The 25,081-nt window shown below is 48.8% G+C and carries 28 protein-coding genes and 1 pseudogene; 25 read left to right on the top strand and 4 right to left on the bottom strand.

Translation table 11 applies throughout. From position 1 onward, the window contains the following. Positions 1–2: 2 nt before the first annotated feature. The 6 genes from PBN151_RS09875 to spoVM all read left to right on the top strand — a co-directional run bounded on the left by PBN151_RS09875 (position 3) and on the right by spoVM (position 5,177). Positions 3–776 carry a Stp1/IreP family PP2C-type Ser/Thr phosphatase gene (locus PBN151_RS09875; protein WP_072728822.1) on the top strand — a complete coding sequence of 258 codons (774 nt, stop codon included), beginning with the start codon at positions 3–5 and terminating at the stop codon, positions 774–776. Continuing rightward, positions 773–2,923 (top strand): Stk1 family PASTA domain-containing Ser/Thr kinase, encoded by a 2,151-nt coding sequence (gene pknB / locus PBN151_RS09870; protein WP_021256649.1) that lies wholly within the window; start codon positions 773–775, stop codon positions 2,921–2,923. Before PBN151_RS09875 ends, pknB begins: the two co-directional genes overlap by 4 nt. A 60-nt stretch (positions 2,924–2,983) precedes the next feature. Further along, positions 2,984–3,901: a ribosome small subunit-dependent GTPase A gene (gene rsgA / locus PBN151_RS09865; protein WP_028531233.1), complete on the top strand. Its 918-nt coding sequence runs from the start codon at positions 2,984–2,986 to the stop codon at positions 3,899–3,901. Between the two features lies 1 nt (position 3,902). After that, entirely contained in the window at positions 3,903–4,580 is a 678-nt protein-coding gene (rpe, locus tag PBN151_RS09860) for a ribulose-phosphate 3-epimerase (RefSeq protein ID WP_072728821.1), read from the top strand. Continuing rightward, a complete protein-coding gene (locus PBN151_RS09855) occupies positions 4,534–4,929 on the top strand; it encodes a hypothetical protein (protein ID WP_227774553.1) in 396 nt (131 codons plus the stop codon). The genes rpe and PBN151_RS09855 overlap by 47 nt, the downstream gene beginning before the upstream one ends. A gap of 167 nt (positions 4,930–5,096) precedes the next feature. Beyond that, complete coding sequence (gene spoVM, locus PBN151_RS09850; protein WP_019424875.1) at positions 5,097–5,177, top strand: stage V sporulation protein SpoVM; 81 nt, start codon at positions 5,097–5,099, stop codon at positions 5,175–5,177. A gap of 327 nt (positions 5,178–5,504) precedes the next feature. Here spoVM and rpmB read toward each other — a convergent pair whose 3' ends face one another. Next, a complete protein-coding gene (gene rpmB / locus PBN151_RS09845) occupies positions 5,505–5,693 on the bottom strand; it encodes a 50S ribosomal protein L28 (RefSeq protein ID WP_005548278.1) in 189 nt (62 codons plus the stop codon). A 170-nt stretch (positions 5,694–5,863) separates the two neighbouring features. Between rpmB and PBN151_RS09840 the strand changes: the two genes are divergently transcribed. The 8 genes from PBN151_RS09840 to PBN151_RS09805 all read left to right on the top strand — a co-directional run bounded on the left by PBN151_RS09840 (position 5,864) and on the right by PBN151_RS09805 (position 13,707). After that, positions 5,864–6,223: an Asp23/Gls24 family envelope stress response protein gene (locus tag PBN151_RS09840; RefSeq protein ID WP_021256645.1), complete on the top strand. Its 360-nt coding sequence runs from the start codon at positions 5,864–5,866 to the stop codon at positions 6,221–6,223. 54 nt (positions 6,224–6,277) lie between these two features. Further along, a complete protein-coding gene (locus tag PBN151_RS09835; protein ID WP_036592511.1) occupies positions 6,278–7,984 on the top strand; it encodes a DAK2 domain-containing protein in 1,707 nt (568 codons plus the stop codon). Positions 7,985–8,007: 23 nt separating this feature from the next. After that, entirely contained in the window at positions 8,008–8,886 is an 879-nt protein-coding gene (locus PBN151_RS09830) for a DegV family protein (RefSeq protein WP_072728820.1), read from the top strand. Positions 8,887–8,904: 18 nt separating this feature from the next. Beyond that, a complete protein-coding gene (recG, locus tag PBN151_RS09825; RefSeq protein WP_072728819.1) occupies positions 8,905–10,953 on the top strand; it encodes an ATP-dependent DNA helicase RecG in 2,049 nt (682 codons plus the stop codon). 169 nt (positions 10,954–11,122) lie between these two features. After that, complete coding sequence (locus PBN151_RS09820) at positions 11,123–11,410, top strand: stage VI sporulation protein F (RefSeq protein WP_072728818.1); 288 nt, start codon at positions 11,123–11,125, stop codon at positions 11,408–11,410. 330 nt (positions 11,411–11,740) lie between these two features. Then, positions 11,741–12,133, top strand: a complete 393-nt coding sequence (locus tag PBN151_RS09815; protein WP_021256640.1) for a cupredoxin domain-containing protein — start codon at positions 11,741–11,743, stop codon at positions 12,131–12,133. Positions 12,134–12,141: 8 nt separating this feature from the next. Then, a complete protein-coding gene (locus PBN151_RS09810; protein ID WP_072728817.1) occupies positions 12,142–13,080 on the top strand; it encodes a helix-turn-helix transcriptional regulator in 939 nt (312 codons plus the stop codon). Between the two features lie 63 nt (positions 13,081–13,143). After that, positions 13,144–13,707 carry a DinB family protein gene (locus PBN151_RS09805; RefSeq protein ID WP_083545084.1) on the top strand — a complete coding sequence of 188 codons (564 nt, stop codon included), beginning with the start codon at positions 13,144–13,146 and terminating at the stop codon, positions 13,705–13,707. 87 nt (positions 13,708–13,794) lie between these two features. Here PBN151_RS09805 and PBN151_RS09800 read toward each other — a convergent pair whose 3' ends face one another. After that, entirely contained in the window at positions 13,795–14,526 is a 732-nt protein-coding gene (locus tag PBN151_RS09800; RefSeq protein ID WP_072728816.1) for an SOS response-associated peptidase, read from the bottom strand. A gap of 311 nt (positions 14,527–14,837) precedes the next feature. On the opposite strand from PBN151_RS09800, the pseudogene PBN151_RS30695 reads away from it, so the two are divergent. From PBN151_RS30695 to PBN151_RS09790, 3 genes and pseudogenes are all read left to right on the top strand, one after another. Beyond that, positions 14,838–15,099 (top strand): annotated as a pseudogene (locus PBN151_RS30695) (Y-family DNA polymerase); the annotation flags it as partial. 96 nt (positions 15,100–15,195) lie between these two features. Further along, complete coding sequence (locus tag PBN151_RS09795) at positions 15,196–16,464, top strand: DNA polymerase IV (RefSeq protein WP_021256635.1); 1,269 nt, start codon at positions 15,196–15,198, stop codon at positions 16,462–16,464. Continuing rightward, the gene (locus PBN151_RS09790; protein ID WP_021256634.1) at positions 16,461–16,964 is read left to right on the top strand and encodes a YhjD family protein; all 504 of its coding nucleotides are present in this window, start codon (positions 16,461–16,463) and stop codon (positions 16,962–16,964) included. The genes PBN151_RS09795 and PBN151_RS09790 overlap by 4 nt, the downstream gene beginning before the upstream one ends. Positions 16,965–17,329: 365 nt before the next feature. On the opposite strand, the gene PBN151_RS09785 is transcribed toward PBN151_RS09790, so the two are convergent. Further along, positions 17,330–17,767, bottom strand: a complete 438-nt coding sequence (locus tag PBN151_RS09785; RefSeq protein WP_051613960.1) for a YhjD family protein — start codon at positions 17,765–17,767, stop codon at positions 17,330–17,332. A gap of 254 nt (positions 17,768–18,021) precedes the next feature. On the opposite strand from PBN151_RS09785, the gene PBN151_RS09780 reads away from it, so the two are divergent. From PBN151_RS09780 to PBN151_RS09760, 5 genes are all read left to right on the top strand, one after another. After that, on the top strand, positions 18,022–18,534 hold the full coding sequence (locus tag PBN151_RS09780) for a Crp/Fnr family transcriptional regulator (protein WP_072728815.1): 513 nt from the start codon (positions 18,022–18,024) through the stop codon (positions 18,532–18,534). Between the two features lie 169 nt (positions 18,535–18,703). After that, complete coding sequence (locus tag PBN151_RS09775) at positions 18,704–19,237, top strand: GNAT family N-acetyltransferase (protein WP_370510410.1); 534 nt, start codon at positions 18,704–18,706, stop codon at positions 19,235–19,237. Between the two features lie 197 nt (positions 19,238–19,434). Continuing rightward, on the top strand, positions 19,435–19,752 hold the full coding sequence (locus tag PBN151_RS09770) for a spore coat associated protein CotJA (protein WP_081677085.1): 318 nt from the start codon (positions 19,435–19,437) through the stop codon (positions 19,750–19,752). A 2-nt stretch (positions 19,753–19,754) separates the two neighbouring features. Continuing rightward, a complete protein-coding gene (locus PBN151_RS09765) occupies positions 19,755–20,024 on the top strand; it encodes a spore coat protein CotJB (RefSeq protein ID WP_028531226.1) in 270 nt (89 codons plus the stop codon). A 51-nt stretch (positions 20,025–20,075) separates the two neighbouring features. Beyond that, positions 20,076–20,645 carry a manganese catalase family protein gene (locus PBN151_RS09760; protein WP_021256628.1) on the top strand — a complete coding sequence of 190 codons (570 nt, stop codon included), beginning with the start codon at positions 20,076–20,078 and terminating at the stop codon, positions 20,643–20,645. 105 nt (positions 20,646–20,750) lie between these two features. Here the strand turns inward: PBN151_RS09760 and hmpA are convergent, their stop codons facing one another. Continuing rightward, the gene (hmpA, locus tag PBN151_RS09755; RefSeq protein ID WP_072728814.1) at positions 20,751–21,965 is read right to left on the bottom strand and encodes an NO-inducible flavohemoprotein; all 1,215 of its coding nucleotides are present in this window, start codon (positions 21,963–21,965) and stop codon (positions 20,751–20,753) included. Between the two features lie 681 nt (positions 21,966–22,646). Between hmpA and PBN151_RS09750 the strand changes: the two genes are divergently transcribed. The 3 genes from PBN151_RS09750 to PBN151_RS09740 all read left to right on the top strand — a co-directional run bounded on the left by PBN151_RS09750 (position 22,647) and on the right by PBN151_RS09740 (position 24,662). Next, on the top strand, positions 22,647–23,255 hold the full coding sequence (locus PBN151_RS09750) for a YitT family protein (protein ID WP_265332082.1): 609 nt from the start codon (positions 22,647–22,649) through the stop codon (positions 23,253–23,255). A gap of 165 nt (positions 23,256–23,420) precedes the next feature. Beyond that, the gene (locus PBN151_RS09745) at positions 23,421–24,212 is read left to right on the top strand and encodes a hypothetical protein (protein ID WP_021256625.1); all 792 of its coding nucleotides are present in this window, start codon (positions 23,421–23,423) and stop codon (positions 24,210–24,212) included. Positions 24,213–24,344: 132 nt separating this feature from the next. Beyond that, complete coding sequence (locus tag PBN151_RS09740; RefSeq protein WP_072728813.1) at positions 24,345–24,662, top strand: hypothetical protein; 318 nt, start codon at positions 24,345–24,347, stop codon at positions 24,660–24,662. Positions 24,663–25,081 lie beyond the last annotated feature (419 nt).

Raw genomic sequence — 25,081 nt, 5'->3', positions numbered from 1 at the left:
AAATGAGAGCTGTACAACGTTCTGATGTAGGACGCGTCCGTGCGGTCAATGAAGACCGTGCTTTCCTGTCCGAGTTGTCGAACGGCTATTACGCAGCTATCGTAGCCGATGGAATGGGTGGACATCAGGCGGGAGATATTGCAAGCCGACTTGCTGTCGAGACGGTTATATCTGAATTGTCAGCATTGCCAGGTGAGTTGGATCAGGAGATGCTGGGCAGTGCGCTTGAACAGGCGATTATCCGAGCGAACCAAACGATTTTTCATATTGCCTCTCAAGATGAGAAGTATCATCACATGGGAACGACAATTGTCGCAGCCCTCTTCGATAAATCTGATTGGAAAGGATTTATCGGGTATATCGGCGACAGTCGAGCCTATGTGATTAATCGCAGTGGAATTAAGCAGCTGACGGATGATCATACACTAGTCAATGAGCTGGTGAAGCGCGGTCAGATCGAACCACAGGAGGCAGAGCGTCATCCGCGGCGCAATGTACTTATTCGTGCGCTCGGAACGGACGAGCAGGTGGAAGTGGATCTGCTATCTGTTGAAATTTGTGCTGGAGATGTGCTGCTTCTATGCAGTGATGGATTGACGAATATGCTGAATGCTGAACAAATATGGGGAGTTGTCATTGATCCTTCGCTCCCGCTGCCTGTCAAGGCGGATCGTCTGCTCGGACAAGCGCTTGATGCCGGGGGGGATGACAACATCACGATTGTCCTTCTGGATCGTTTGGAGAACAGCGTTGTGGAAGAGGGGGGTAGCTCATGATTGGCACCATACTGTCTGGTCGCTATGAGATCATTACGCGGATTGGTGGAGGCGGCATGGCGCTTGTGTACAAGGCGCTTGACAATTTGCTGAACCGCTATGTAGCAGTCAAAGTATTGCGCCAGCAGTTCGTTCATGATGAAGAGTTTATCCGCCGATTCCGCCGGGAGGCTCAGTCTGCTGCATCGTTGTCTCATCCAAATGTAGTCAGCATTTATGATGTTGGACAGGAAGAAGATACTCACTTTATCGTTATGGAGTATGTGGAAGGGCATAATCTGAACGAGATTATTCTGGAGCGGGCTCCCCTGCAGGTTGACGAGTCGGTGCGAATCACTACGCAAATCTGTGACGCGCTAGATCATGCCCATCAGAATCATATTATTCACCGCGACATTAAACCGCATAACATCTTAATTGGCCTGAACGGCCGCGTCAAGGTGACAGACTTCGGGATTGCACGCGCGGTTACTTCATCGACGATCACACAGACTGGATCTGTGGTCGGCTCGGTTCATTATTTTTCTCCAGAGCACGCGAAGGGCGTGTCGACAGGAGAGAAGTCTGACTTATACTCGCTCGGGATTGTGTTATATCAGATGCTTACCGGCAAGCTTCCGTTCCTCGGGGAGAGCCCGATCAGCGTGGCGCTGAAGCATCTGCAGGAGCCGTTCGATGAACCAAGAGTGGTTAATCCGCATATTCCTCAGAGCGTGGAGAACGTCATTCTGAAATCGATGCGCAAAAATCCTGCTGAACGATATCAATCCGCAGCCGAGATGATGCGTGATCTGGAGACATGCTTGCTGCCTGAACGTCTGCATGAGCCCAAAATTACATTCAAGCCGCGGCCTGTCTATGATGACGATCAAGAAACGCGGGTGATGCCTGCAATTCGCTCCACGACGTCAGATCATGCAGCTAGCCCTCAGGGAAGGACGGGAAAGCCTCCTGAGCGCTCGGCATCATCTGCTGCAGCTGGAGCAAGCAAGCGCAAGTCTTGGGTAAAGCCTGCGATTTGGGCAAGTGTGACAGTTGTATTCCTAGCGATTTTAATCGGTGTAGTGTATTACGTGAAGAGTGTGCTTGTTGTGAAGGATGTTGAAGTTCCGAAACTGATCAACATGACGTTACAAGAGGCCCAGAAGGAACTGGGCGCTCTCAAGATTGAGATTGAGGATCCTGTAATTGAGGAATATAAGGAAGGCTTCGAGGCGGGGAAAATCTTCGACCAGAGCAAGCCCCCTGGATCGATGGTGAAGGAAGGCTCGACCATTCGCTTATATGTGAGCAAAGGCACCCCGCTTGTGAAGCTTGCTGATTACAAGGGGAAGTCGGTCGACAATGTCGTACAGCAGCTGTTAGATCTAGGCTTCGACAATTCACAGATTGAGAAGAAGCTCGTCTATGATGATGAGTTGGAAGAAGGTCTGGTCGTCAGCATGTCTCCTAGCCCGAATACGGAGGTCGATCCAAAGAAGACAACGATTCAGCTTATGGTCAGCAAGGGCAAGGAATCGTTCGGCATGCCGAACTTGAAAGGCATGACCAAGGAAGCGGCCATTGCCGCGATTGAATCGAGTGGACTGAAGCTGGCTAGGGACGGGGTTGTGGAAGAGCCTAGTTATGAAGAACAAGGCAAGGTAATTAAGCAGCAGCCGTACGAGGCAAATGATCCGGTGACGAAGGGTGCGGAAGTTCGTATCTACATTAGCTCAGGCTATCCGCCTGAGGCATTGCGATATACGTTCCCGTTAACGGTGTATCCGGAAGTGGAAGGCAAGTCGAGCAAGATTCGGATCTATTATACGGATGCACGCGGAGAGAAGAGGGAATGGGGAACAGAGACCATTTCGACGGCCAAAACGTTCAATGTGGAGCTTATTCTTGCACCAAATAAGGATGGAGCTGTGTCCTTTGAGCGTGACGGCAAATTCGTAGATGCTTATCCTGTCTCTTATACCGATGCGAAGCAGGGAACGGTACACATCCCACCACCTCCTGATATTCCGGCTACTACACCGCCAGGAGGCACTCCAGAACAGGGAGGCGGCCAAGGCAATGGCGAAGGGGTCACACCTCCTGCGGATGGAACAGATGGACAGAACGGAGAGGCAGGGGCAGGCGGTGAGGAAACTGGGAACTAACAGTTGGCCTCGCTGCCGTGCAATGAACAGCAGGAACGTGAAGAGCTTGGAGGAACATATATGCCAGAAGGTTTAATTGTAAAGGCGCTGAGCGGCTTCTATTATGTTCGGCCCGATGAGTCTACAGATGAAGAGGTCGTTCAGTGCCGTGCCCGCGGCATTTTCAAGAAGAAAGGCGTGTCCCCGCTTGTCGGGGATCGCGTCACCTTCTCTATGACGGATAATGGAGAAGGTACGGTAGATCAGATTGAGAAGCGGAAGACAGAGCTGATTCGTCCGCCAATTGCGAATGTGGGGCTGGCAGCGCTTGTCTTCTCGGTAGCTGAACCCGTATTGAACCGCCAATTGCTGGACAAGTTCCTTGTACATATCGAGCACGCGGGACTTGATGCGGTTATCGTGTTGACGAAGTGCGACATCATCGAAGGGCTGCCAGAGACAGAGCAGTCGGCTGCACGTCAGGAGATGGAAGAGACAATTCGTCTGTATTCCAATGTCGGTTACGACGTTATTTCTACCAGTGCCCGAGGCGGGTATGGCTATAGTGAAGTGGAGAGCAAGTTGAATCAAGACATCAGTGTATTTGCGGGTCAGTCTGGTGTCGGCAAGTCATCGCTACTTAATGCGATGCTGCCCGGCGTATCGCTGGAGACGAACCAGATCAGCCATCGTCTCGGTCGAGGCAAGCATACGACACGTCATGTGGAGCTGCTTGCATTGCCCCGTGGCGGCTATATTGCGGATACTCCGGGATTCAGCCAGCTGGATTTCTTGGAACTGGGCGTTGATCAGCTTGGAGACTGTTTCCGCGAGTTCAGAGCATATGCAGACGGCTGCAAATTCCGTGGCTGTACGCATATTCATGAACCCGGTTGTCAGGTAAAGATGGCTTTGGAGCAAGGCGATATTGCGAAATCCCGCTATGAGCACTATGTGCTATTTTTCGAGGAAATGAAAGAGAAAAAACGGAGGTACTAACATGACACAGCAGAACGACATCCGAATTGCCCCTTCCATTTTGTCCGCTGACTTTGCGAAGCTTGCGGAGGATATTCGTGACGTAGAGCGAGGTGGCGCCGACTGGATCCACATCGATGCGATGGATGGCCGCTTCGTTCCGAACTTGACGTTTGGTCCGCTCATTGTAGATGCTATCCGTCCGCATACGGAGCTGACATTGGACGCTCACCTCATGATTGTGGAGCCGGAGAAGTACGTTCCTGACTTTGCTAAGGCAGGAGCCGATGTCATCACCGTACATGCGGAAGCTTGCCCGCACCTGCATCGTGTGGTGCATCAAATTAAGGAATGTGGTGCCAAGGCAGGCGTCGCGTTGAATCCTGGCACCTCGCTGTCGGCTGTTGAGGAGCTGCTCGGTGATGTGGATTTATTCCTCATCATGACGGTTAATCCAGGGTTCGGCGGACAGAAATTCATTTCTTCGATGACGGATAAAATCAAGCGTCTGCGTACAATGCTGAACGAACGTGGCAGACAGGACGTCCATATTGAAGTGGATGGAGGAATATCGGCAGCAACAGCTGGCCTCGTTACAGAAGCGGGAGCGGATGTACTCGTGGCAGGCAGCGCGGTGTATGGGGCACCGGATCGTGCAGAAGCGATTCGTGTGCTTCGCGAAGCAGCAAGAAGAGGGTGACACGGCAACTAGATTGCGCAGCGGCATCATGGGATATGCGTGTGGGAGAACGCGCGTGATGCTGCTGAGTGGCAAAGGGGAGAAAAGCATGTGGGTAACAGCGCTAATGCTGACGCTGTACAGCTTTGTGTGCGGATCACTAATAGGATTGTATGCATTTTTGACCTTTCCAATTAACTTGGTATGCTCGGTGGGGGCTTTGTTTCTTGGATACAAGTTCTTCAAGCGGTATCAGACCAAGAGCATTCGGATCTGGTTTGTATCCTTGTCCGTATTGTTTTACTTCATCTTTTTATTCATGATGTCAGTTGTCACATATTTGAAGCAATTGCCTACGCCTGCTGCCTGAATCCTTCAGAATCGGGCTTGCTCTCCATGCATAGAGCTTGTGGGGTCGGCATATAGTGGTTACATGAGCACAGATCTCATGTAACCTTTTTTCTTATCATGACGGGTCTTTCGGACATGTCGGCGAATAGAAGTGTAGGGTAGATGAGATGACGAGGAGGGTGGAGTATGAAGTTCTATACGTTTAAGCTGCCTAAGTTCTTGGGAGGTTTCGTCAAGGCCATCTTAAATACGTTTCAAAAAAACTGACGTTCCTGGCGGCCATGATGCTGAATCCGTATCCATCATCCACCACCCGAACGTAATTGCATATAAGCTACAGCGGGAACGGGGCAAAAGGCTCAGCACAAATATGAACTTACGGCGGGTTCCGGCATGAAGCAGAAACGGTTGTTCCGTCCCGTCCGGAGGGCCGACCGTTCTCTGCAAGATGGCATAAATTCATGTCATTTCATGCAAATAAGGCAGAATCGAAAAAAAAGACTCCCCATTGAATAATGTCAATGAGGAGTTCCATTCCCATATGAAAAAAGCACCTGATCGCGTCAAGGTGCTTTTTGTATATCTTACATGGGATTAGACGCGAGTCACTTTACCTGCTTTCAAAGCGCGTGTGCTCACGTAGACGCGTTTAGGTTTGCCATCTACCAAGATGCGAACCTTCTGAACGTTAACGCCCCAAGTGCGGCGGTTTTTGTTATTCGCGTGCGACACGTGATTACCGGATCCAGGTTTCTTCCCCGTTACATAACATTTGCGAGCCATGCCTTACACCTCCTTATCCCAAAACAACCCTCATACAATTAAATACTCAAATATGATATCATATATGAAAAAGCCTCGTCAACTGAATCAAAAACTTTGTTTATTTCTGTTTTCTATTATAGTACAATGTTGATTAGTCCATAATACTCACAAAAAGGGGTGGAACAACCATGGCCATTCAATTGGATACCAATCTCGGAGCTGTGAATATTTCCGAAGGGGTCGTAGCAGTCATCGCCGGATCAGCGGCAATGGAATGTTATGGACTTGTGGGCATGGCCTCGCGCAAGCAGTTGAAGGACGGCATTGCTGAGCTGCTTGGTCGCGAAAATCTGACGCGTGGTGTCGAAGTGCGCCGGGAGCAAGATGCGCTACATATCGATTTATATATTATTGTTAGCTACGGAACGAAAATATCCGAAGTGGCGCACAACATTCAACAGAAAGTGAAATATGTATTGAATGATGTAGCTGGCCTGTCAGTCGAGCAAGTCAACATCTTTGTCCAAGACGTACGCGTATTAAGCTAGGAAGGGGAATATTCGTTGAATATACGTTCTTTAAATGGAACACAATTTGCCAATATGGTGCTAAGTGGTGCGGACAGTCTGAATCGCCACGCAGAGCATGTCAATTCATTAAATGTCTTTCCGGTACCTGATGGGGATACGGGAACGAATATGAATTTGACGATGACAGCAGGCGTTACTGAACTGAAAGCGAAGATGTCTGCATCCATCGCCAAGTCGGCAGAAGTTTTGTCCAAAGGATTGCTAATGGGAGCCCGGGGTAACTCGGGTGTTATTTTGTCTCAATTGTTCCGCGGCTTTAGCCGTGGTGTTGCTGGTTTGGATGAGGTGAACTCGGTTCAGTTCGCCCATGCGATGCAGAGTGGTGTTGATACCGCTTATAAGGCTGTCGTCAAGCCGGTTGAAGGGACGATTTTGACAGTTGCGAAGGAAACAGCCAAGTACGCTGTTCAAATTGCTCGTCGTACTCCGGATTTGACGGAGTTTATGCGTGAGGTATTGGCGAAGTCCAAGGAAGCATTAGCGAAGACGCCGGATATGCTGCCCGTGCTCAAGCAAGTAGGCGTTGTAGACTCCGGTGGACAAGGCCTCGTATACATTTATGAAGGTTTCTTGGCTGTTCTGGAATCCGCAGATGGTTCTTTCCATGAGTCGACTGCGTCGTCTGCAGCCGTTCATATACCATCCGGAGCAGCGACTCCGCATGTGAATGCTTCTGCACAAGCGAAGCTGCATACGGAAGATATTGAGTTCTTGTATGATATGGAATTTTTCATTGATCGTACGCGCGGAGTATCTAAGCCGTTCGATGAAGACAATTTCAGGAAAGCGCTTGCCAAAAATGGGGATTCGATCATTGTGATTCCAGATGATGAGATCATTAAGGTTCACGTTCATTCCCGCAAGCCAGGTGAAGTATTCGATCTGGCCATGGAGTATGGCGAGCTGACGCAAATGCACATCTTGAATATGCGCGAGCAGCACCGTGAGATCATTCATGGCGAACACGGCGATGTGTCTGCTATGCCTGAATTATTCGCAGAAATTCCTGTACAGGAAGTAGCTGTAGAATCCACTTTGGTAGAGCCGCCAGCTGAAGAACTTGCACCTTATGGCTTTATCGCTGTAGCAATGGGCGATGGCATCCGGGATATTTTCAGCAGCTTGGGCGTAGACGTTGTGCTTTCTGGTGGACAAACGATGAACCCAAGTACACAAGATTTCATCGACGCTATTGAGTCGATCTCGGCACAGCATATCTTCATCTTGCCGAACAACTCTAACATCGTGATGGCTGCGAAGCAGGCTGCAGAAATCGTGGAACGTGATGTAACAGTACTTGTTAGCAAGACAATTCCACAAGGGATTGCAGCGGCATTCGCCTTCCAAGAAGACGAGAGCTTGGAAGTGAACCGCTGTGCGATGGAGGACGCTATCGCTCATATTACGTCTGGTCAAGTGACGTACGCGGTGCGTGATACGACGTTGGATGGTCTGGAAATTAAGGCCGGACATTATATGGGTATTGTAAACGGGAAGATCGTAACGACGACGGAATCGGTTGCGGATACGCTGCAGCAGCTGATGACGAAGATGTTGGAGAATAATGGGGAAGTCGTGACGCTTCTTACAGGAGAAGAAGCGAAGGACGAGGATACGGAAGCGATTGTTGCATGGCTCAGCGAGCAATATCCGAACGCTGAAGTAGAAGTGCATCAAGGCGGTCAACCGATCTATTCCTATATCATTTCCGTAGAGTAGGACAATGTGGAGGGGGATTCTGTATGAGTCATATTCGTATCGTAACGGACAGTACAGCGGATATTCCGCAGGATGTGCGTGAACGCTACGGAATCGAGATGGTTCCGCTCAAGGTGCATTTCGGTCAGGATATGTTCAAAGATTCTGTAACGATTACCGCGGAACAGTTTTATGAGAAGCTGGTGCAGGCTGACAAGCTTCCTACAACATCTCAGCCTTCGCCAGTTGAGTTTTTGGATGTATATAAGCGTTTGACTACAGAATCAGACACCCAAGTTATTTCGATACATTTGTCCGCAGCGCTCAGCGGAACGTATCAATCAGCGGTTCTCGCCAAGAGTATGATCGAGGATGAGGCGGATATTACAATTATTGATTCGATGTCAGCCTCTTATGGATTTGGATTGATTGTCGTTGAGGCAGCACGCATGGCGGAAGCAGGTCAATCCAAGGACGAGATACTGGCCATGATTGAACGTTATCAAGCGGAGCGCTCTTTATACTTTTTAGTGGATTCATTGGAATTTTTGCATAAAGGCGGACGTATCGGCAAAGCTGCTGCTATGTTCGGTACTCTGCTAAACATTAAGCCTATCTTGTCTGTAGATCGTGCAGGTGAAGTATGTGCAGTGGACAAGGTTCGCGGTCATAAGCGTGCTGTTGCACGCATCGTTGAACTGCTGGAGCGGGATCACGGAGGCCATCCAGTTCATGTCGTGATGGGCTACACGAGTGACCAATCTGCAACAGATGAACTAATGGGAGCGATTAAGGAGCGGTTTGATATTCGCTCCTTGTCATATACGGCCATTGGAGCCGTTATCGGCACCCACGTCGGAACAGGCGTAGGCGCTGTGTTCATGTGGCGCGCTGATACGGATACTGCCGAATCTATGCAATAGGGTAAGTGTGGTGCAATTATGATTGAACTTAAACAATGTCCGGTTACGATGATCAAAGGCGTGAGCGCTTCGAAACAACAAGAGCTTCACGCCTTTGGCATCTCTACCGTTGCTGATTTGCTTGATTATTTTCCATATCGTTATGATGATTTTCATCTTCGTCCGCTTAGCGAACTGAAGGATGGAGAGAAAGTAACTGTTGAGGGACGGGTGATGAGTGCTCCTGTCCTTCAGAGATTTGGGGGCAAGTCTCGCTTGTCCTGCAAGGTGATGGTAGAAGATTGGCTCATTACGGCCACCTGGTTCAACCGCCATTACTTGCGCGAGCAGCTGACACAAGGCCGGGAGATTGTATTGACAGGGAAGTGGGATCAACGCCGGCTGCAAATGACGGTGTCGACATCCGAATTCTCTGACCGTGGGGGAGGGCGTAAGAATACCTTGCAGCCGGTCTATTCGGTTGGCAGCAAGATTACGCAGACATGGATGCGCAAGACGATCACCCAAGCGCTCCAACAGTTCGGAGAAGCAATTCCTGAGCTAATGCCCCCGGAATTGATGCGGCGCTATCGGTTGATGCCGCGCAAGCAGGCAGTACGAGCGATGCATATGCCGCAAGATGCGGAGGAAGGCAAGCAAGCACGAAGACGAATGGTCTACGAGGAGCTGCTGCTATTCCAGTTGAAGCTGCATGTATTCCGTGCGGTGACTCGCGAGCGTGCCGACGGCGTTGCACATGAGGTGGATAATGCGACAATTCGCGAGTTCGTCCGCAGTCTTCCCTTCGAGCTTACAGATGGCCAGAAGAAGGCTGTAACCGATATTTTACGTGATATGCGGGCCAACACCTGCATGAACCGTCTGCTTCAGGGTGATGTTGGTTCTGGTAAGACGGTTGTTGCCGCTGTTGCCCTGTACGCTACCGTACGTGCAGGCTATCAGGGAGCGCTCATGGTGCCTACAGAAATATTAGCGGAGCAGCATATGCGTTCGCTAACGAAACTGTTCGAACCGCATGGCATTGAGGTTGGGCTGTTAACCGGCAGCTTGACTGGACGGAAACGGAAGGATCTGCTTGCTTCCTTGCAGATGGGCATGATCGATATCTTGGTTGGGACGCATGCGCTTATCCAGGATGATGTTCATTATCGGAAGCTCGGCCTTGTCGTAACAGATGAGCAGCATCGGTTCGGTGTCAATCAGCGGAGTATATTGCGGCGCAAGGGGATGAATCCAGATGTGCTTCTGATGACGGCGACGCCAATTCCGCGCACGCTGGCGATTACGGCATTTGGCGATATGGATGTATCCTCAATCCGTGAACGTCCTGCAGGACGCAAAGTCATTAAGTCATACTGGGTGAAGCATGACATGATGGATCGAGTGCTTGGCTTCATCCGTCGTGAGGTATCCGCTGGTCGCCAAGCCTATATTATTTGTCCACTTATTGAAGAGTCGGACAAGCTGGATGTGCAAAATGCGATTGATGTGCATGTGCAAATGCAGCAGGCCTTTCCGGATTTGCATGTTGGCTTGCTTCATGGCCGCATGACGCCATCAGAGAAAGACGAGGTCATGCGCACATTCAGTACAGGAGAAACTCATGTACTTGTATCGACGACTGTAATCGAGGTTGGTGTTGATGTACCGAACTCGACGCTCATGATCGTGATGGATGCGGAGCGCTTCGGCTTGTCTCAGCTTCATCAGCTTCGCGGACGTGTCGGACGCGGTGAGCATCAGTCTTATTGTGTACTCATTGCGGATCCGAAGTCGGAGGTTGGGCAAGAACGTATGCGCATTATGACGGAAACAGACGATGGCTTCGAATTGTCGGAACGCGATCTGGAGCTGCGCGGTCCTGGCGACTTCTTCGGAACGAAGCAGAGCGGGATGCCAGACTTTAAGGTCGCGGATATGTCGAGCGACTTCGCTGTGCTGGAACAGGCGCGGGATGATGCAGCAGAGCTTATCCGATCTGAGGCATATTGGACGTCGCTTGAATACGCCTCGCTTCGAGATGCTGCCCAGCAAGAGCAGCTGTTCCAAGGGGAGCTTCTCGATTAGTCGTAGGGTAGTAGTGCGGATAGAATGAAAACGGGCGGATAGTAGACAAGCGGGCATGCATATATTGGAACAGTATTCCGTTTAGAGGTTGTTCAAAACGCAAATTTTGATAACCAACCTTTTTGAACTTGCATGGATTTGCAGGATATGTTCTGGAGGTGCTGCCCGCATGAGTTATGTAAAATACGGCATTAGCCCACAGCTGGTGGAGCGAATAAAGCAGAAATTGAAAAATCCGGTGACGAAAGATCGTGTGAAAAAGCTTGTCGAGGGATTGAGCAAGGCAGATTTGCAAAATCGCCCGACAATTAAGCGCTTGATGAAGCAAATCGCGAAGGTGCTCAATGAGCCGCTAACGAGTCAGCAGGAGGATCAGTTCGCTGATTTTATCATTGCTCAGAAGATCGATCCGAACAATACGTTCCATTTATTGAAGCTATGGGGGATGTTCCGCTGATACACGCCCTTTTCTTGAAGCCTTGGTTCTATAGTTATACGCAGAAGCTCAGTTCTCTTAGGAGGACTGGGCTTCTTGTGCGTTATGCCGGATTTATGCTGGTTAATAGGGTTTGGCTTCATTGCAGCAATATAGGTCTAGGGAGGATTCTGAATAGTAGAGAATGATGATCATCGAGTACATTGCTCACGAAATGGCCTTGCAATGGTGACGAATTCGGCACACTTCGATATTTTTGCGATCCGTACATGCAAAATATGCTTATATAGGGGTATAACGTTTGTAGATGATTGACATTTCTTAATCAATTTATATGTGGAGGCGAATGACATGAAGAAGATGAAAATAGGCGCAGCTGCATTAGCTGCCATGCTGCTGGCTGTATCTCTTGCTGGCTGCGGCTCGGCGAAAGATTCCGCCAAAGAGTTGGAGGGGACGGCTACTTCCTCTGAAGGGACAGGTGCGGTAACCATTAAGGCAACAAATTATAAATTCGAACCTGGAACCATTAAGGTGAAGAAGGGCGATAAGGTGAAGCTGACGCTGAGCAATAAGCAGGGTCTGCACGGTTTGAAGCTGGAGGACTACAACGTAGAACTGCAGGAAGACGGCGCAACTGCCGAGTTCACAGCAGATAAGGCGGGTACATTTGAGTTCCATTGTTCGATCATGTGCGGTTCTGGCCATGATGGAATGAAGGGCGAGCTTGTTGTTGAAGAGTAAAGCTAGCGATGAATAAGACGGATCGCATGATGGCGATTGTACTGGAGCTGCAGCGCAGAGGTACGCTGCGTGCAGAAGATCTGGCATCTGTATTCGAGACGAGTGTCCGTACAATCTATCGCGATATTCAGGCGCTCTGTGAAGCAGGGGTTGCGATTATCGGAGCTCCCGGCCAAGGATACTCGCTTATGGATGGCTATTTTCTGCCGCCTGTTCATTTTACAGCGGAGGAAGCAGAGGCGATTTTGCTTGGCGTAGATTATATGGAGCAGCAGTTCGGAAGGGCTCATGAAGATACGATACAGGCCGTTCGGCGCAAGCTTGAATCAGTCATGCCACAATCGGTACGGCAGGATACGGAACGGATGCGCTCTTCCTTGAAGCTCATTGCCCATTCTGCGCATGCAGAAGGACTTGCTCTGCTACGGCGTGCTGTAATGGAGGAGCGAAGTGTGCGCTTCCGCTATGTGAAGCCTTTTCAAGGGGACGATGGCCGTAGAGAACATGTTCGCAAGGTAGATCCCTACGGGATTGTGCATATCAAAGGAACATGGTCGATGGTGGCTTATTGTCATCTTAGACAGGGACTTAGACATTTCCGACTTAGTCGCATACAGGATTTAGAACTGCTCGATGAATCATTCACTCGTCCGCCCGACTTCTCCCTACAGTCTTATCAGCCGACAGATGATCGCCAGCTCCTTGTACGTGTGCTTCTGCACACCGCTGCCGCTGAGCGTGTGAAGGAGCAGGGATATTTCTTTATCGATACCATGGAGGAACAACCAGAAGGGGCACTTGTGACATTGCGAGTGAGACAACCTGAAGATGTGCTTGGTTGGATTCTAGGGTGGGGTTCGGCAGCTGTTGTATTGGAACCGGAGTCGCTTACAGCCCTTGTCCGCTTTGAGGCAGAAAAAATATTGCAGCAGTTAAAACGCTACTGACATACTGTTGTCAGTAGCGTTCGCGTATAGTAGGGGTATATTCGTTCGAAGGGAGCTTTACTAATGACAAATATGACCCCGCATCAGTCACTGTTAAGCCTAGAGGAATCAGTGAAGCAGGTTGTGCAAGAGCTTGATCTTTACAGTATGGAGGAGATTACACGCAAGCCAAGCGAGGAGGAGTGGTCGCTCGGACAGGTCTATATGCATTTGATCCGCTCTGCGCTCTTTATGCAGCTTCGTCAGGTGGAAGTATGCCGCGACATGACTGCAGATGCAGCTAGCAGTGAACAGTTGGAGAAGACGCAGCAGGGCAGTATGGTCTTCGCGGCTGGGAGCATCCCTCCTATTCGTGTGAAGGTGCCAGCCTCTCCAGAATATACGCCACCTCAACCTGCCAGCAAGGAGGAGATTGTAGAAGGCATGCAGGCAGTACTGCGGCGCATGAACGAGCTTGAACCTGTTATTGCTTCGATTCCAGAGAATCGCAGAACGATGCATCCAGGCTTCGGTTACTTGAGTGCGATGGAATGGTACTTGCTTGTGGATATGCACTTCCGTCACCATGCTCTGCAGCGGGGACGCCTGGCGGAATTTCTCCGGGGAACTCCATCAGCCTCGTATTGAATGAGCATCGGAGTATCGGATGCTCTAAGGTGCGCGATTGCGAGATGAAGGAGCATGGCGTGATACTGCTATATGCTAGCGATAGGTTTATAGCGTAAATAAGGTAGGGGGGACGCTGTCTGGTGTCTCCTCTTGGTGCTGCTCGCTTATCTGCTCGATACAGGAGGGATCGTCCACTCGTGTATTCCCCACCTTAGCGCTGACAGGGTAGACCTCCATTAGCTTAGACGGATAGGGAAGGAGAACGGATTGAAGCTTCCCAGTGTCGGTCATTCGGCGATCAAGCCAGAATGACAGCTGATCCTCTGGTAAAATAACCGGCATTCGATCATGAATCGGCTCCATCAGTTCGTTCGGAGTCGTCGTGATGATCGTGCAGGTGCTGATTTTCTCCCCATTGGGATTGACCCATGTGTCATATAATCCTGCCATATTGAAAATACCGCCATCAGTGCGTCTAATACGCATAGGCTGCTTCGTTCCATCTGGATTTCGTTTCCATTCATAGAAGCTGTCTGCTGGTATAATGCACCGCTTCCGCTGGAATGGGAGGCGGAAGGCGGGCTTGTCCCGAACGGTTTCGGCGCGCGCATTAATTGTTCGTGCAGCGAACTTCTCGTCCTTCGCCCAAGCTGGAATGAGGCCCCACTTAAGCGGTCCAAGCCGCAGCTTCGTACCATCATGAATCAGAGCAGGTACTTGCTGGCTCGGCGCAATATTGTAGCGCGGCTCATGGAAGGGCACGAGGGCTCCTGAATCAAGCAGATAGTGCGCCATTAGCTGTTCAATGGTCACGGTTAATGTATATCGTCCACACACGTTACGTCTTCCTCTCTTGTCCGTTCTATCCTATGGTGATCTCATCATATCACATTCTCTTCCTTCCCGTGAGGTGATCCCTCAGTCACATGAAACGACTTAAACTTTACATACATTCAGCGTGAATTTGGAGTTATACGCCATCCGCAGTAGATCCTTACCTACTCGACGCCATTCGATCCGAATTTTCAAAATCTCCCTGTTGAAAAGAGAATATATGTTCGGTATTCTGTGTATATAAGAACAAATGTTCTCGCTAGGGTGAAGGGTGTATGGATGGCAAACCGAATAAATCATGAGAACGAGTTATTATGTTGGCAGATTGTCAATCGTTCTATGCGAGTGTGGGGAAGGTTTCACACCCTGAATACAAGGATCGTCTGCTAGTTGTAGTAGGCGATCCTGCTCGTCGTGCTGGTATCGCACTGGCAGCTTGCCCTACAACTAAGAAACATGGTGTCATACAGCGGAGTGGCTCGGCTTGGCGAAGTCATTAGTAAATGTGCAGACCTTATTGTTGTTCAGCCCCGTATGGATGAACAGCATTTGGATGTGGCGGGCAGCCTATTACTTGCATAACGAATGTACGTTCGGCATACAATAGGAATATACGTTCTTATTTTGTGATTGTGTATGTAATATGATTTATAACTATTGGAGGGCTTTAATGTGAGTCAGAAAAGGGAAAGGGTAATATTTTTGGCCGATTGCGAAAGCTTCTACGCAAGTGTAGAAAAAGCAGATCATCCAGAATATCAAAATAAAGCAGTAGCAGTAGCTGGTGACCCTACACGTCGTTCAGGGATTATTCTGGCCGCGTGCCCGATCGCTAAAAGTTTTGGTGTGACGTCAGCCGAACGGTTGGGTGAAGCACTCAAGAAATGCCCCGATCTCATCATTATGCGTCCTCGTATGCAGCATTATATCGATGTTTCATTGATGATTACTCAGATTTATGAAGAGTTTACGGATCTGGTTGAAGTGTTTAGTATTGACGAACAATTTTTGGATGTGACAGCCAGTCAATCCATTTTTGGTGATCCAATCACCATTGCGAAGGAAATCCAGAAACGGGTAATGCTCCAGACAGGGGTGCGGATTCGAATCGGGATCGGTACCAATAAAATATTGGCTAAGACGGCAACGGATATTTGGGCCAAAAAAAATAAAAGCGGTATTTTTACTTTGCATCCATCCGACGTTCCCACCATGCTGTGGAAAGAGCCCGTTCATAAAATGTTCGGTGTTGGATCTCGAATGTGCAAGCATTTTGCGAAACTAGGGATAGTTACGATTGGGGATATTGCGAGAACTCCATTGCCCCAGCTCAAAAATAAATTTCGAGCTCGATTCGGCAAACAGTCGGATATTCATGCCGAGGTGATGTGGCGAACTGCGAACGGCTTGGATGATAGTCCGGTAACACCGGGTACATTTCAAACACCTCCCAAATCGATTGGTCACATGATGACCCTGCCCAGGGATTATGTGCATTCTACGGAGATCGATACTATCCTGTTGGAGTTGACGGAGGAAGTCTGCCGAGATTGTCGGATAAAAGGGTATATGGGCTGGGTCGTAACCGTAAGCTGCATGTGCAGCCCGTATGAAGCGCCCACAGGATTCTCACGCCAAATGAAAATGCCGGATCCGACGAATCATACAAATAAAGTATTTGATATGGTCAAGCGAATTTTTTATCAATATTGGGATCGAATGCCTGTACGTCGTGTAGGTGTTATGCTAAGCACATTGGAAGATGACCAGCAGTATCAACTAACGCTCTTTGAAGATCAAGTCAGAGCTAGAGCGCTGGATAAGGTGACGGATATGATTAAGGATCGATATGGCAATGCGGCAATTATCAGAGCTTCTTCTCTTACCTATGCAGGTCAAGCGGTAGAGAGATCCCTGAAAATCGGGGGGCATTATAAATGAGTAAAAAGCTCGAGAAGAATGGTCTTTGGGAGTCCAGCCGGATGATGTTACCGCAACATCGGGAGGCTCTGTTGAGAAGGCATAGTGATACGTCAAGCGGAGAGTTAAACCAGCCAAAGAGGGAAGATATTGAATTAATGCGCGATTATGTTCTACTTTCGGTGATGTGTACGATGGTAACTAAGAAAATTCACGAAATGAAGGGATCTTCTGAGACATTGAAATCTCTATATACCAAGGCTGCTCAAATCCTTGCAAATGATATCTCTACCGACCTGTCCAAAAGAAGACAGGAGATGTTGAAAAAAGAAATTCGTATTGTAGATGAAGAGAAGCATGATAGTACAATGATATTACACTATGCGTACCATGGCTATGAGGATAGTTTTCATATAACGAAAGAGTACATGAAGATGGAGATAAGCAGAAGGTTAGCTCGATACACGGACAGACTTACCACTAAATTAAGCAACTTAGTTGAAATAGAGCCGCGTTATTAATCGAGTCAAGAGAAGAAGAAAGAGGGCACCTGAGCCTAATTTGACTTCTAAGCCTGACAAAGCCATAACGAAGAATGCCAATTTCCCCAACTCGGGACTGGTTAGCCTGTTGAGAAATCCTCAACAGGTTTTTATCTTTTCCATTGTGTATTCATCCACAGCGTTAATAGGGGATAGACTCCAACAATCGAAAGTTCGAGGATGCAGTGAATTCTGCGGGCTGTCTCATTGACGATGCTGGGCAAGCACGTGATCAGAAATGCCCCTTAGCAAGCATTAGAAGAGCGGCTGCTCCGTCCTTGCCAAGGGGCATTGTTCTGAGGAAGTGGATAAGATGAGGCAGCGGTGAATATGAGGCTGTAAACCTATTGGTGCCGAGTAAGGGGACTGCCCATACTTGTGTCTGGATTCGAAGCTTGGGAGGCGGCAATGTTCAAGTAAGCCTGCATGCGGTTCTTCACCTCTGCACGAATCAAGCCGCGCAGCATGTAGAACGAATGTTGATAGCCTCGGCATACGTATTGGACACGAATCCCATGTTCAAGCCGTTCCTCCTCATACACTTTAATGCCGCGGTTGCGAAACTGTTTGCGTAGGCGGTACAAATCGAGAGAAACATTATCTTGTGCTTGTCTTAGACATTGTGTGTAGATGTCGGCCATCTTCAAATTAGAGGCTCCAATCCGTTCAATGTCGCGTTCCAGCACATCCAAGATTAGCGTTTGAATAATATATTGCTTGACAATGTAGGCATCTTCTCCGTTGTGGGGGGGAGAGCCGTTCGATGCGAATGGTGTGCCCATGCGCGTTCTTCCTCCTTGTATATATCGCGTGTGTGCCATATGCATGGCCTCATGTCGTGTGGGGCATGAGATATCTATTTAAAAAGAGCAGAAGGGGAACCCTTGTTCTTATTATATCCATAATACCGAACAAATATTCGTATTTCAACAGCCAAGCGTGGTCAAAAGGGTGAGAAATCGGTACAATAGGTACAACATACGTGCGAATGCGGCAGCATTCATAGACGGAACGGCAATTAGGGGGGGGAGCAAAAATGATTATGACACTGCATCGGGGAGAAGTTTTATTTCGACAAGGAGATCCAGGAACGTATTTGTACCGCATTATAAGCGGGCTGTGCAAGGTTACACGCTTGCATGAGAACGGCAATATTATTTTGTTCAACCTCGTATACACGGGCGAAATCGTCCCGCATCATTCCTTAATCACGCCGAAGGAATGTCACGGAACAGCGATCGCGATGGTTAAGACGGTCGTGGAACGGATTCCGGCTGAGGAGTGGTATGAAGGCTTGCGGCAGCAGCCGGACAAGGCGCTGGATGTTGCGAAGCTGCTTCAAGATAAGCTGCGTTTCATGCAGCAGCGCATTGATCATTTGACTATCGGGACACCGAGTGAACGACTAGAGCTGTTGTCAGCATGGCTGAGAAGCTATGCGGATACGATGCCTATTACCGAATTATTGACACAAGAAGAAATCGGCCAATTTATTGGTGTGCGGCGGGAAACAGTAAATCGGCTTCTTCGTCAGGGTCAACACGGGTAGAATGGATAACACGCATGCTTAGGAATTACATAAACATGCGCGAGTTATTTGAAGCTGACAAGCGCTGTGCCGTGAGGGCTCGTGCCGGTGTAGATATAGATCTATGTAAATAAAGATATAGGATGGGATTTCAAATGCCGCCCAAGTGTGCTTTAATAGGAGGATCATTTTGAATCCTGTAATCATATCGGAGGGCTATATGTTGCTTGAGACGAAACGTTGTACACTTACCAAGCTGCAAGCAAGTGACTATGATAACGTAAGACGGCTGTATGTGAACGAGGAGGTACGCAAATATCTGGGCGGGGCATGGACAGAGGAAGAGGCGATTACAGACAGCTTCCGCAGAATGCTTGCTTCTCAGGAAGGAGCCTCGTTCTGGATCATTAGAGAAAAGGAAACGAATGCGTTTATCGGGTTGATTTCTCTGGATACGCACCATGATGGCGTCAGTACGGAGGTATCTTATGAGCTGCTGCCTGAATGGTGGGGCTCTGGATATGCGGCAGAGACAGTTACAGCAGTGATTGATTACGCATTTCGCGAACTAGGATTGCCTGAAGTGATCGCCGAAACACAAGCTGCGAACAAGGCCTCATGCAGGCTCCTGGAACGAATCGGCATGAGCTTCCGGGATACGGTGCAACGATTTGGCGAACAGCAAGCGATATACGGCATCACCAATAGGGAGATCGTATCGTAAGCGACAGAAACGAAGCTCAACACTCTTTCTTTATCATTTGACATTCATTCCTATACCGCCAACAAAGCCAAGGTGTACAGAGAATCAGATCTGTCACATCTTGGCTTAAATTATGTACATGGGACATTCCTACTCTCACATACAAGTAAGAGATCGAGTAAATGCGAACATGAATGCAAGGAGGCGTAAAGAGTGTCATGGAACACGAATTACAGCGAAATTTAGCTTCAGAAGATCTGCCTCCGGTTGGACAGCAAGAGAGAAGCGGCTGTTGTCCGACGGAACAGGCTGTGCCGCAGGAGCGTGTATTTTTCCCGTTCCGAAGTCCGTGTGACCCCTGTCCGCCACTGCCTTATTCCGTCTTTGTCGTACCCATCAACCAGTTCATCACGTTCCAGCCGCCTAATCTCCCACAGTTCCCACCTGCGCAGGCACTACGCTGTGGAACCTTATGGCCTGCCCTATACAGCCCGTACCATTCCCGCAGAAACCAGCGAGGGGAGGAAGAAGCTTGACGATGAGTGTACATCCTTATCAAACCGAGGAATACCGCAGAAGCTTGGAGCAGCTGCAAGTAATCGACTTCGTATTATTGGAGCTGAATCTGTACTTGGACACTCATCCGGGAGATCTGCAGGCGATTCAGCAGTTCAATTACTACGTTAGTGAGCGAATGAAGGTTGCCCATCAGTTCCAAGAGCAGTATGGCCCGCTTATGAACTTCGGCCATTCTTATTCGGGCTGTCCATTTACATGGGCTACCACGCCTTGGCCATGGCAGGTTTAGCAGTGTGTCGTCAGGCGGCAAATAACTTGATGGACAGGAGGGGATGCGGAATTGTGGATCTATGAGAAGAAGCTGCAATATCCAGTACGTGTTAGCAAGTGTGATCCTCGCATGGCGAAGCTGTTGATGGAGCAATATGGGGGGGCGGATGGAGAGCTGGCAGCGGCGCTGCGCTACTTGAACCAACGGTATACGATACCAGATAAAGTAATTGGGCTGTTGACGGATATTGGGACCGAGGAATTTGCTCACCTCGAAATGATCGCCACGATGGTATATAAGCTGACGAAGGATGCAACACCGCGGCAACTGGAGGATGCAGGGCTGGGGCCACATTTTGTAGCGCATGAGAAGGCGCTGTTCTACAGCAATGCGGCTGGTGATCCATGGACGGCGACCTACATACAGGCCAAGGGCGACCCGATCGCGGATCTGTATGAGGATATTGCGGCAGAAGAGAAGGCGCGTGCTACGTATCAATGGTTAATCGACATGACGGATGATGTCGACTTGCAGGATGGATTGAAGTTCCTGCGTGAGAGGGAAGTCGTGCACTCCTTGCGCTTCCGGGAGGCTGTCGAGATTTTGAAGGAAGAGCGGGAACTGAAAAAAGTATTCTAATTCCCGCAGTTGTATATAGAGAATGTTGAGAGATTCGGATAACGAACATGAAGAAGGGACACCCTTGCTGAGCGCAAGAAGTGTCCCTTCTGTCGTCATTGCGGTTTAAACTTCTAAGGAACCTGCTGGGCCAAAGTATTCGTAGTGAACACGCTCAGGAGAAACCCCAAGCTGTTTCACTGCTCGGTAGATGGCCTTCATGAATGGTTCTGGGCCGCAGAAGTAAATGTCCGCATCCTCCCATACGGAAGCGGGAACGATAGAGCTAAGCCACTGCGCGTCCACGAAGCCGGTGTGAACAGAAGCTTCTGCCTCGCTGCCTTTCTCATAACAGAAGAAAGTGTGGATATGGCTGTACTGAGCGGCTAGATCATTCATTTCTTGACCAAAAGCATGCGCCGCTTGATTGCGCGAAGCATGAATCGAATAGACATCCCGCTTCGGTTCTGCTGCCGCCAGCGTGTGCAGCATGCTGAGAAGAGGTGTCTGCCCAACACCGCCGCCAATCAGCACAACTGGGGCCGTATCTGGCTTCAATGTAAAGTCGCCAGCAGGTGCAGTCGCTTCGATGACATCACCTACTTGCACCTCGTCATGCAGATAGGTGGAGACGATGCCGGCAGGTGCATGTTCGCCGCCGCTCTCGCGCTTTACGCTAATGCGGTAAGTATCGGATTGAGGGGCTTGGGACAAGCTGTAATGGCGATAATGGGTATTTTCATGTCCCTCCGGCTGAACCCGAACCGTTAAATATTGGCCAGGAAGGAAGGAGGAGATTGGCTGTCCATCCTCAGGCTTCAAGTAGAAGGAGGTGATCATGTCGCTTTCCTCCACTTTGCGGACAACGAGGAAGCGTCGCACATCTGACCAGCCGCCGATTTGCTGTTCGGCTTCCTGGTACATTTCTGCCTCTACCTGAATAAATACGTCGGCAATAACGCCATATGCTTCTGCCCAGGCTTCAATTATGTCATCAGTAGCAGCTTCGCCTAGTACATCCTTGATAGCAAGCAGGAGATGTTTGCCGACAATTGGATAGTGCTCTGGCTTGATGTTAAGTGCCCGGTGCTTCTGGGCAATTTGGCGTACGACTGGCAAGATTGTCTCCAATCGGTCAATATTCGCTGCAGCGGCATAGACCGCATTGGCAAGCGCCATCTGCTGTTTGCCATGTCGTTGATTGGCATGGTTGAATACATTAAGCAGCTCTGGATGATTGCTGAACATGAGCTGATAGAAGCGTGTTGTAATTTGAGAGCCGTGCTCAGCTAATACAGGAACTGTAGATTTCACAATTTCAATCGTGCGAGGTTGTAACATAAGAGTTTCCTCCTTTTAATGACGATCATACGATGCGCAGTAGATTTTGAACGAATGCATGCGGCATCACAGTGTTTATGCTGTTATTTTATAGATGTGATATTCGTCACAATGTGATCTCGCGCACACGAAATATGATAGCTTTATGAACATGATGAAAAAATAGAGGAGTGACAGAAGAGGAACGCAACAACGAATAGACAAAATTGAAAAATGAAATGTAAAAGTGTCCAATTTGTGAGTAATTCGGAGGAAATCAGGGAGGATATCGATCTTAACTAGGACTATGCCAAGCTCGGAGCAGTTCATTGCAAATAAATCCGAACGACAGCGATATTTGCAGAATGGGATTGGTTTAGAGGGAATATACATTATGGTATAATACAATCAGTAAAGCAATACAAAAGACAAAACAAGAAAGGATCAGGATACCAATGCGTCCCCGAAGGATGAAACCCCAAAGGACAGTCTGGAAACGTTATGATCTTTCTTACATCTAGCTTCTTCTCGTTGATTTGTCAATTGTCGCTATGACGGAGACTGACACGAGAAGGATGCGTGAATTATGATGGTTCGAAGGATAGGAACCCCTATCCGTCTCCTCTCGGTTAGTCGAAGGGCTACATTACGAAACGAGAGGTTACGAAGATGGGGAACGAACAATTACGTAAGATTTTTTGGATGATGGTAGGATCAATGTTGTTGGCTTTCAGTTATTATCACATTAATTTTCAGAATCATTTGGCTGAAGGCGGGTTTGTTGGTTTAGCGCTGCTTGGCAAGTATACGTTTAATTGGTCGCCGGCGCTGACCGTGTTATGCATGGATGTTCCGGTATTTATTGCTGCCTGGTTTTTGAAAGGGCGGACATTCATTATGAATACGGCAATTGCAACAGGAGTGTTCTCGTTAACGTACGAGATGTGCGAGCGCTTTTCGCCATGGAATATGAATCTAGGCGGTAATATGGTGCTTGCAGCTGTTCTATCTGGATTGTTGACAGGACTTGGAGCAGGTCTCGTGCTGCGTCATGGAGGCGCTTCAGGCGGTGATGACATTCTGGCATTATTTATGAGCCGTAAGATGAACTTAAGCATAGGTACAGTATTTATTATTTTTGATATAGCGGTATTGCTGCTGTCCTTATTCTTCCTGCCGCTTGTCGACACGCTGTATACGATACTAGCTGTCAGCATAGCAGGCAAGGTAATTACGTGGACGGTACAGATTGGCACGACACGCAGTCGTTCCATCCCGGTACGACCAGCAGTTCGGCATCAACACGGGTAATCAAGCACGAGTTTGGGATACAGAGAACCGTTCGGTTGCTTCCTGATCAGGGAGGACTGAACGGTTCTTTCTTGTTATATTCGAAAAAAATCAAAGGCAGAATGCATGTTCGCTCATTCTCCGTCATATTCTTGATCCAAGGACAGGTAAGAGAGGAGGGACGATATGGAAGCGATCATTAAAGCGATGCTTGACAAGCTGCCGGCATGGTCATATCAGCTCTTTGCTGTTGTGATTGCGGCAGGATTGGTGTTTTATTTCATTAAGACACTCTATATTAACAAGAAGTTTACCGAAGTTATTCATGAGGTGCTCAATCGGGAGGATCGAATGAAGCTGCTGCAGGATAAGGTGGACAATTTGCAAGTGACAGGAGGCCTCACGGAGCACGCATCTTCTCAAATGCTGTCCGCGCTGCGCAATATGAAGCCGTTCGCTGATGCGCTTAATGGGTTGCGGGGAATGGCAGACCCGTATGCTGTTCTTCACGAATCGAACTTCCTGCTGCAGCGGATGTTGGATATGCTCGCCGTAGATATGAAGTGCGCTCCAGGCGGTCATCATCGCTGCGGCATTTGGAAGTATGAGGAGCCCATACTAATTCTACAGCTTGCTTCGGTTGGCTTCCCGAACCATTATGTTGGACAGCGCCATCTTCATATTGATCGCTCTGTAGCGGGACGTTCCTTCCGTAAGCAGGTTACTGTCCAATGTGCAGATGTGCTGAAAGATGAGGATTGGGAACGCAATCAAGAATCGAAGAGTCCCTATCGCTCATTGATTTGCATTTCACTTGGAACGTACGGTGTATTGACGATGGATGGCTTGGAGCCGTTCAATGAATCCAGTGCGGTCATCGGTGAATTGTATGCAGCGATTATGACAGGAATTCTTGCCGAGCAGCAGGCGGTATTAGAACTTGGCGAACCTGCCCAGATTGACTCTGCCCAAGGATAAACATCAGGAACTTAGTATAAGCACCGTAGTCATTGATAAGGTGAGGTACATGAGTGCCTATGTTATAATGAAGGCAAACGCTGATGGAGCAAAGGCGGTATGTGCACCGAGTCAGTCAGAAGGGAAATTGGTATGAAAAAATGGATGTGGATTGTCCTAACTGTAATCGTACTTATTGGTGGAACCGCTGCATTTACGATTGGCTTCGTGAATTCCACGATGATCGAGCCAGGCAAGGCGGCTGTAGTCGTTCAAGAATATGAAGGCAGTGTCAAGGCAATAGAAGCAGAGCGGCTTACGATTCATTCGGGGGATTGTGAGGAAGTATTCCGCTTGACTGGATCCACTGATCTTCAGGGGGAGGAGTTCCGGAGTATTCAGCCTGGAGCAAACGTGCGCATTGGGGTCAATGAAGGAAGAGATATTGTATGGCTGCGATTTGTTCGCTAGTGGAAAATGGCGCATGATGTAATGACACAAGCATGAGAAAGAGGAGCTCGGCATTCTGCCGGGCTTCTTTTTTTGACAGTGCGCTCATCCCAAGCACAGTACGTGCAGCCCGCGGCGGATGATGGCGAGAAAACCTTGATATATTACGAATGTAGGCATACAATAGGGCATAGGAGATGTATGAGAGGGGATTCATATTTAATATGTGGACTTTGTAATGGAGCTGTAACTGAATAGATCGTACCATTCCGAACGAGATTCGATGACGGGATAGGTGTGTCTATTTATACCCATTACAAGGAACGCAAGGTTAAGTGTTATGAACTGACCAAGCAGACGCCATGGGTGTCTGCTTTTTTTGGTACATGGGCATCTCCGATAAACTTGCGATTGCCGTTACTTACCCATAAGGAGACGAT

The organism is Paenibacillus sp. NAIST15-1 (assembly GCF_001894745.1).
Classification (GTDB): Bacteria; Bacillota; Bacilli; order Paenibacillales; family Paenibacillaceae; genus Paenibacillus_B; species Paenibacillus_B suaedae.
Note: the sequence above shows the minus strand (reverse complement) of the source record. Positions and strands in the feature narration are given on the sequence as shown.

Bases quoted from the DNA above. Each gene is read 5' to 3' on its own strand.
- PBN151_RS09830 (WP_072728820.1), top strand. From the start codon at position 8,008: ATGAGTCATATTCGTATCGTAACGGACAGTACAGCGGATATTCCGCAG.
- PBN151_RS09745 (WP_021256625.1), top strand. From the start codon at position 23,421: ATGGAAGCGATCATTAAAGCGATGCTTGACAAGCTGCCGGCATGGTCA.
- rsgA (WP_028531233.1), top strand. From the start codon at position 2,984: ATGCCAGAAGGTTTAATTGTAAAGGCGCTGAGCGGCTTCTATTATGTT.
- PBN151_RS09785 (WP_051613960.1), bottom strand. From the start codon at position 17,767: ATGGGCACACCATTCGCATCGAACGGCTCTCCCCCCCACAACGGAGAA.
- spoVM (WP_019424875.1), top strand. From the start codon at position 5,097: ATGAAGTTCTATACGTTTAAGCTGCCTAAGTTCTTGGGAGGTTTCGTC.
- PBN151_RS09790 (WP_021256634.1), top strand. From the start codon at position 16,461: ATGAGTAAAAAGCTCGAGAAGAATGGTCTTTGGGAGTCCAGCCGGATG.
- pknB (WP_021256649.1), top strand. From the start codon at position 773: ATGATTGGCACCATACTGTCTGGTCGCTATGAGATCATTACGCGGATT.
- PBN151_RS09805 (WP_083545084.1), top strand. From the start codon at position 13,144: ATGACAAATATGACCCCGCATCAGTCACTGTTAAGCCTAGAGGAATCA.
- PBN151_RS09815 (WP_021256640.1), top strand. From the start codon at position 11,741: ATGAAGAAGATGAAAATAGGCGCAGCTGCATTAGCTGCCATGCTGCTG.
- PBN151_RS09765 (WP_028531226.1), top strand. From the start codon at position 19,755: ATGAGTGTACATCCTTATCAAACCGAGGAATACCGCAGAAGCTTGGAG.
- PBN151_RS09770 (WP_081677085.1), top strand. From the start codon at position 19,435: ATGGAACACGAATTACAGCGAAATTTAGCTTCAGAAGATCTGCCTCCG.
- rpe (WP_072728821.1), top strand. From the start codon at position 3,903: ATGACACAGCAGAACGACATCCGAATTGCCCCTTCCATTTTGTCCGCT.
- PBN151_RS09820 (WP_072728818.1), top strand. From the start codon at position 11,123: ATGAGTTATGTAAAATACGGCATTAGCCCACAGCTGGTGGAGCGAATA.
- PBN151_RS09875 (WP_072728822.1), top strand. From the start codon at position 3: ATGAGAGCTGTACAACGTTCTGATGTAGGACGCGTCCGTGCGGTCAAT.
- PBN151_RS09840 (WP_021256645.1), top strand. From the start codon at position 5,864: ATGGCCATTCAATTGGATACCAATCTCGGAGCTGTGAATATTTCCGAA.
- PBN151_RS09810 (WP_072728817.1), top strand. From the start codon at position 12,142: ATGAATAAGACGGATCGCATGATGGCGATTGTACTGGAGCTGCAGCGC.
- hmpA (WP_072728814.1), bottom strand. From the start codon at position 21,965: ATGTTACAACCTCGCACGATTGAAATTGTGAAATCTACAGTTCCTGTA.
- recG (WP_072728819.1), top strand. From the start codon at position 8,905: ATGATTGAACTTAAACAATGTCCGGTTACGATGATCAAAGGCGTGAGC.
- rpmB (WP_005548278.1), bottom strand. From the start codon at position 5,693: ATGGCTCGCAAATGTTATGTAACGGGGAAGAAACCTGGATCCGGTAAT.
- PBN151_RS09740 (WP_072728813.1), top strand. From the start codon at position 24,345: ATGAAAAAATGGATGTGGATTGTCCTAACTGTAATCGTACTTATTGGT.
- PBN151_RS09750 (WP_265332082.1), top strand. From the start codon at position 22,647: ATGATGGTAGGATCAATGTTGTTGGCTTTCAGTTATTATCACATTAAT.
- PBN151_RS09835 (WP_036592511.1), top strand. From the start codon at position 6,278: ATGGTGCTAAGTGGTGCGGACAGTCTGAATCGCCACGCAGAGCATGTC.
- PBN151_RS09780 (WP_072728815.1), top strand. From the start codon at position 18,022: ATGATTATGACACTGCATCGGGGAGAAGTTTTATTTCGACAAGGAGAT.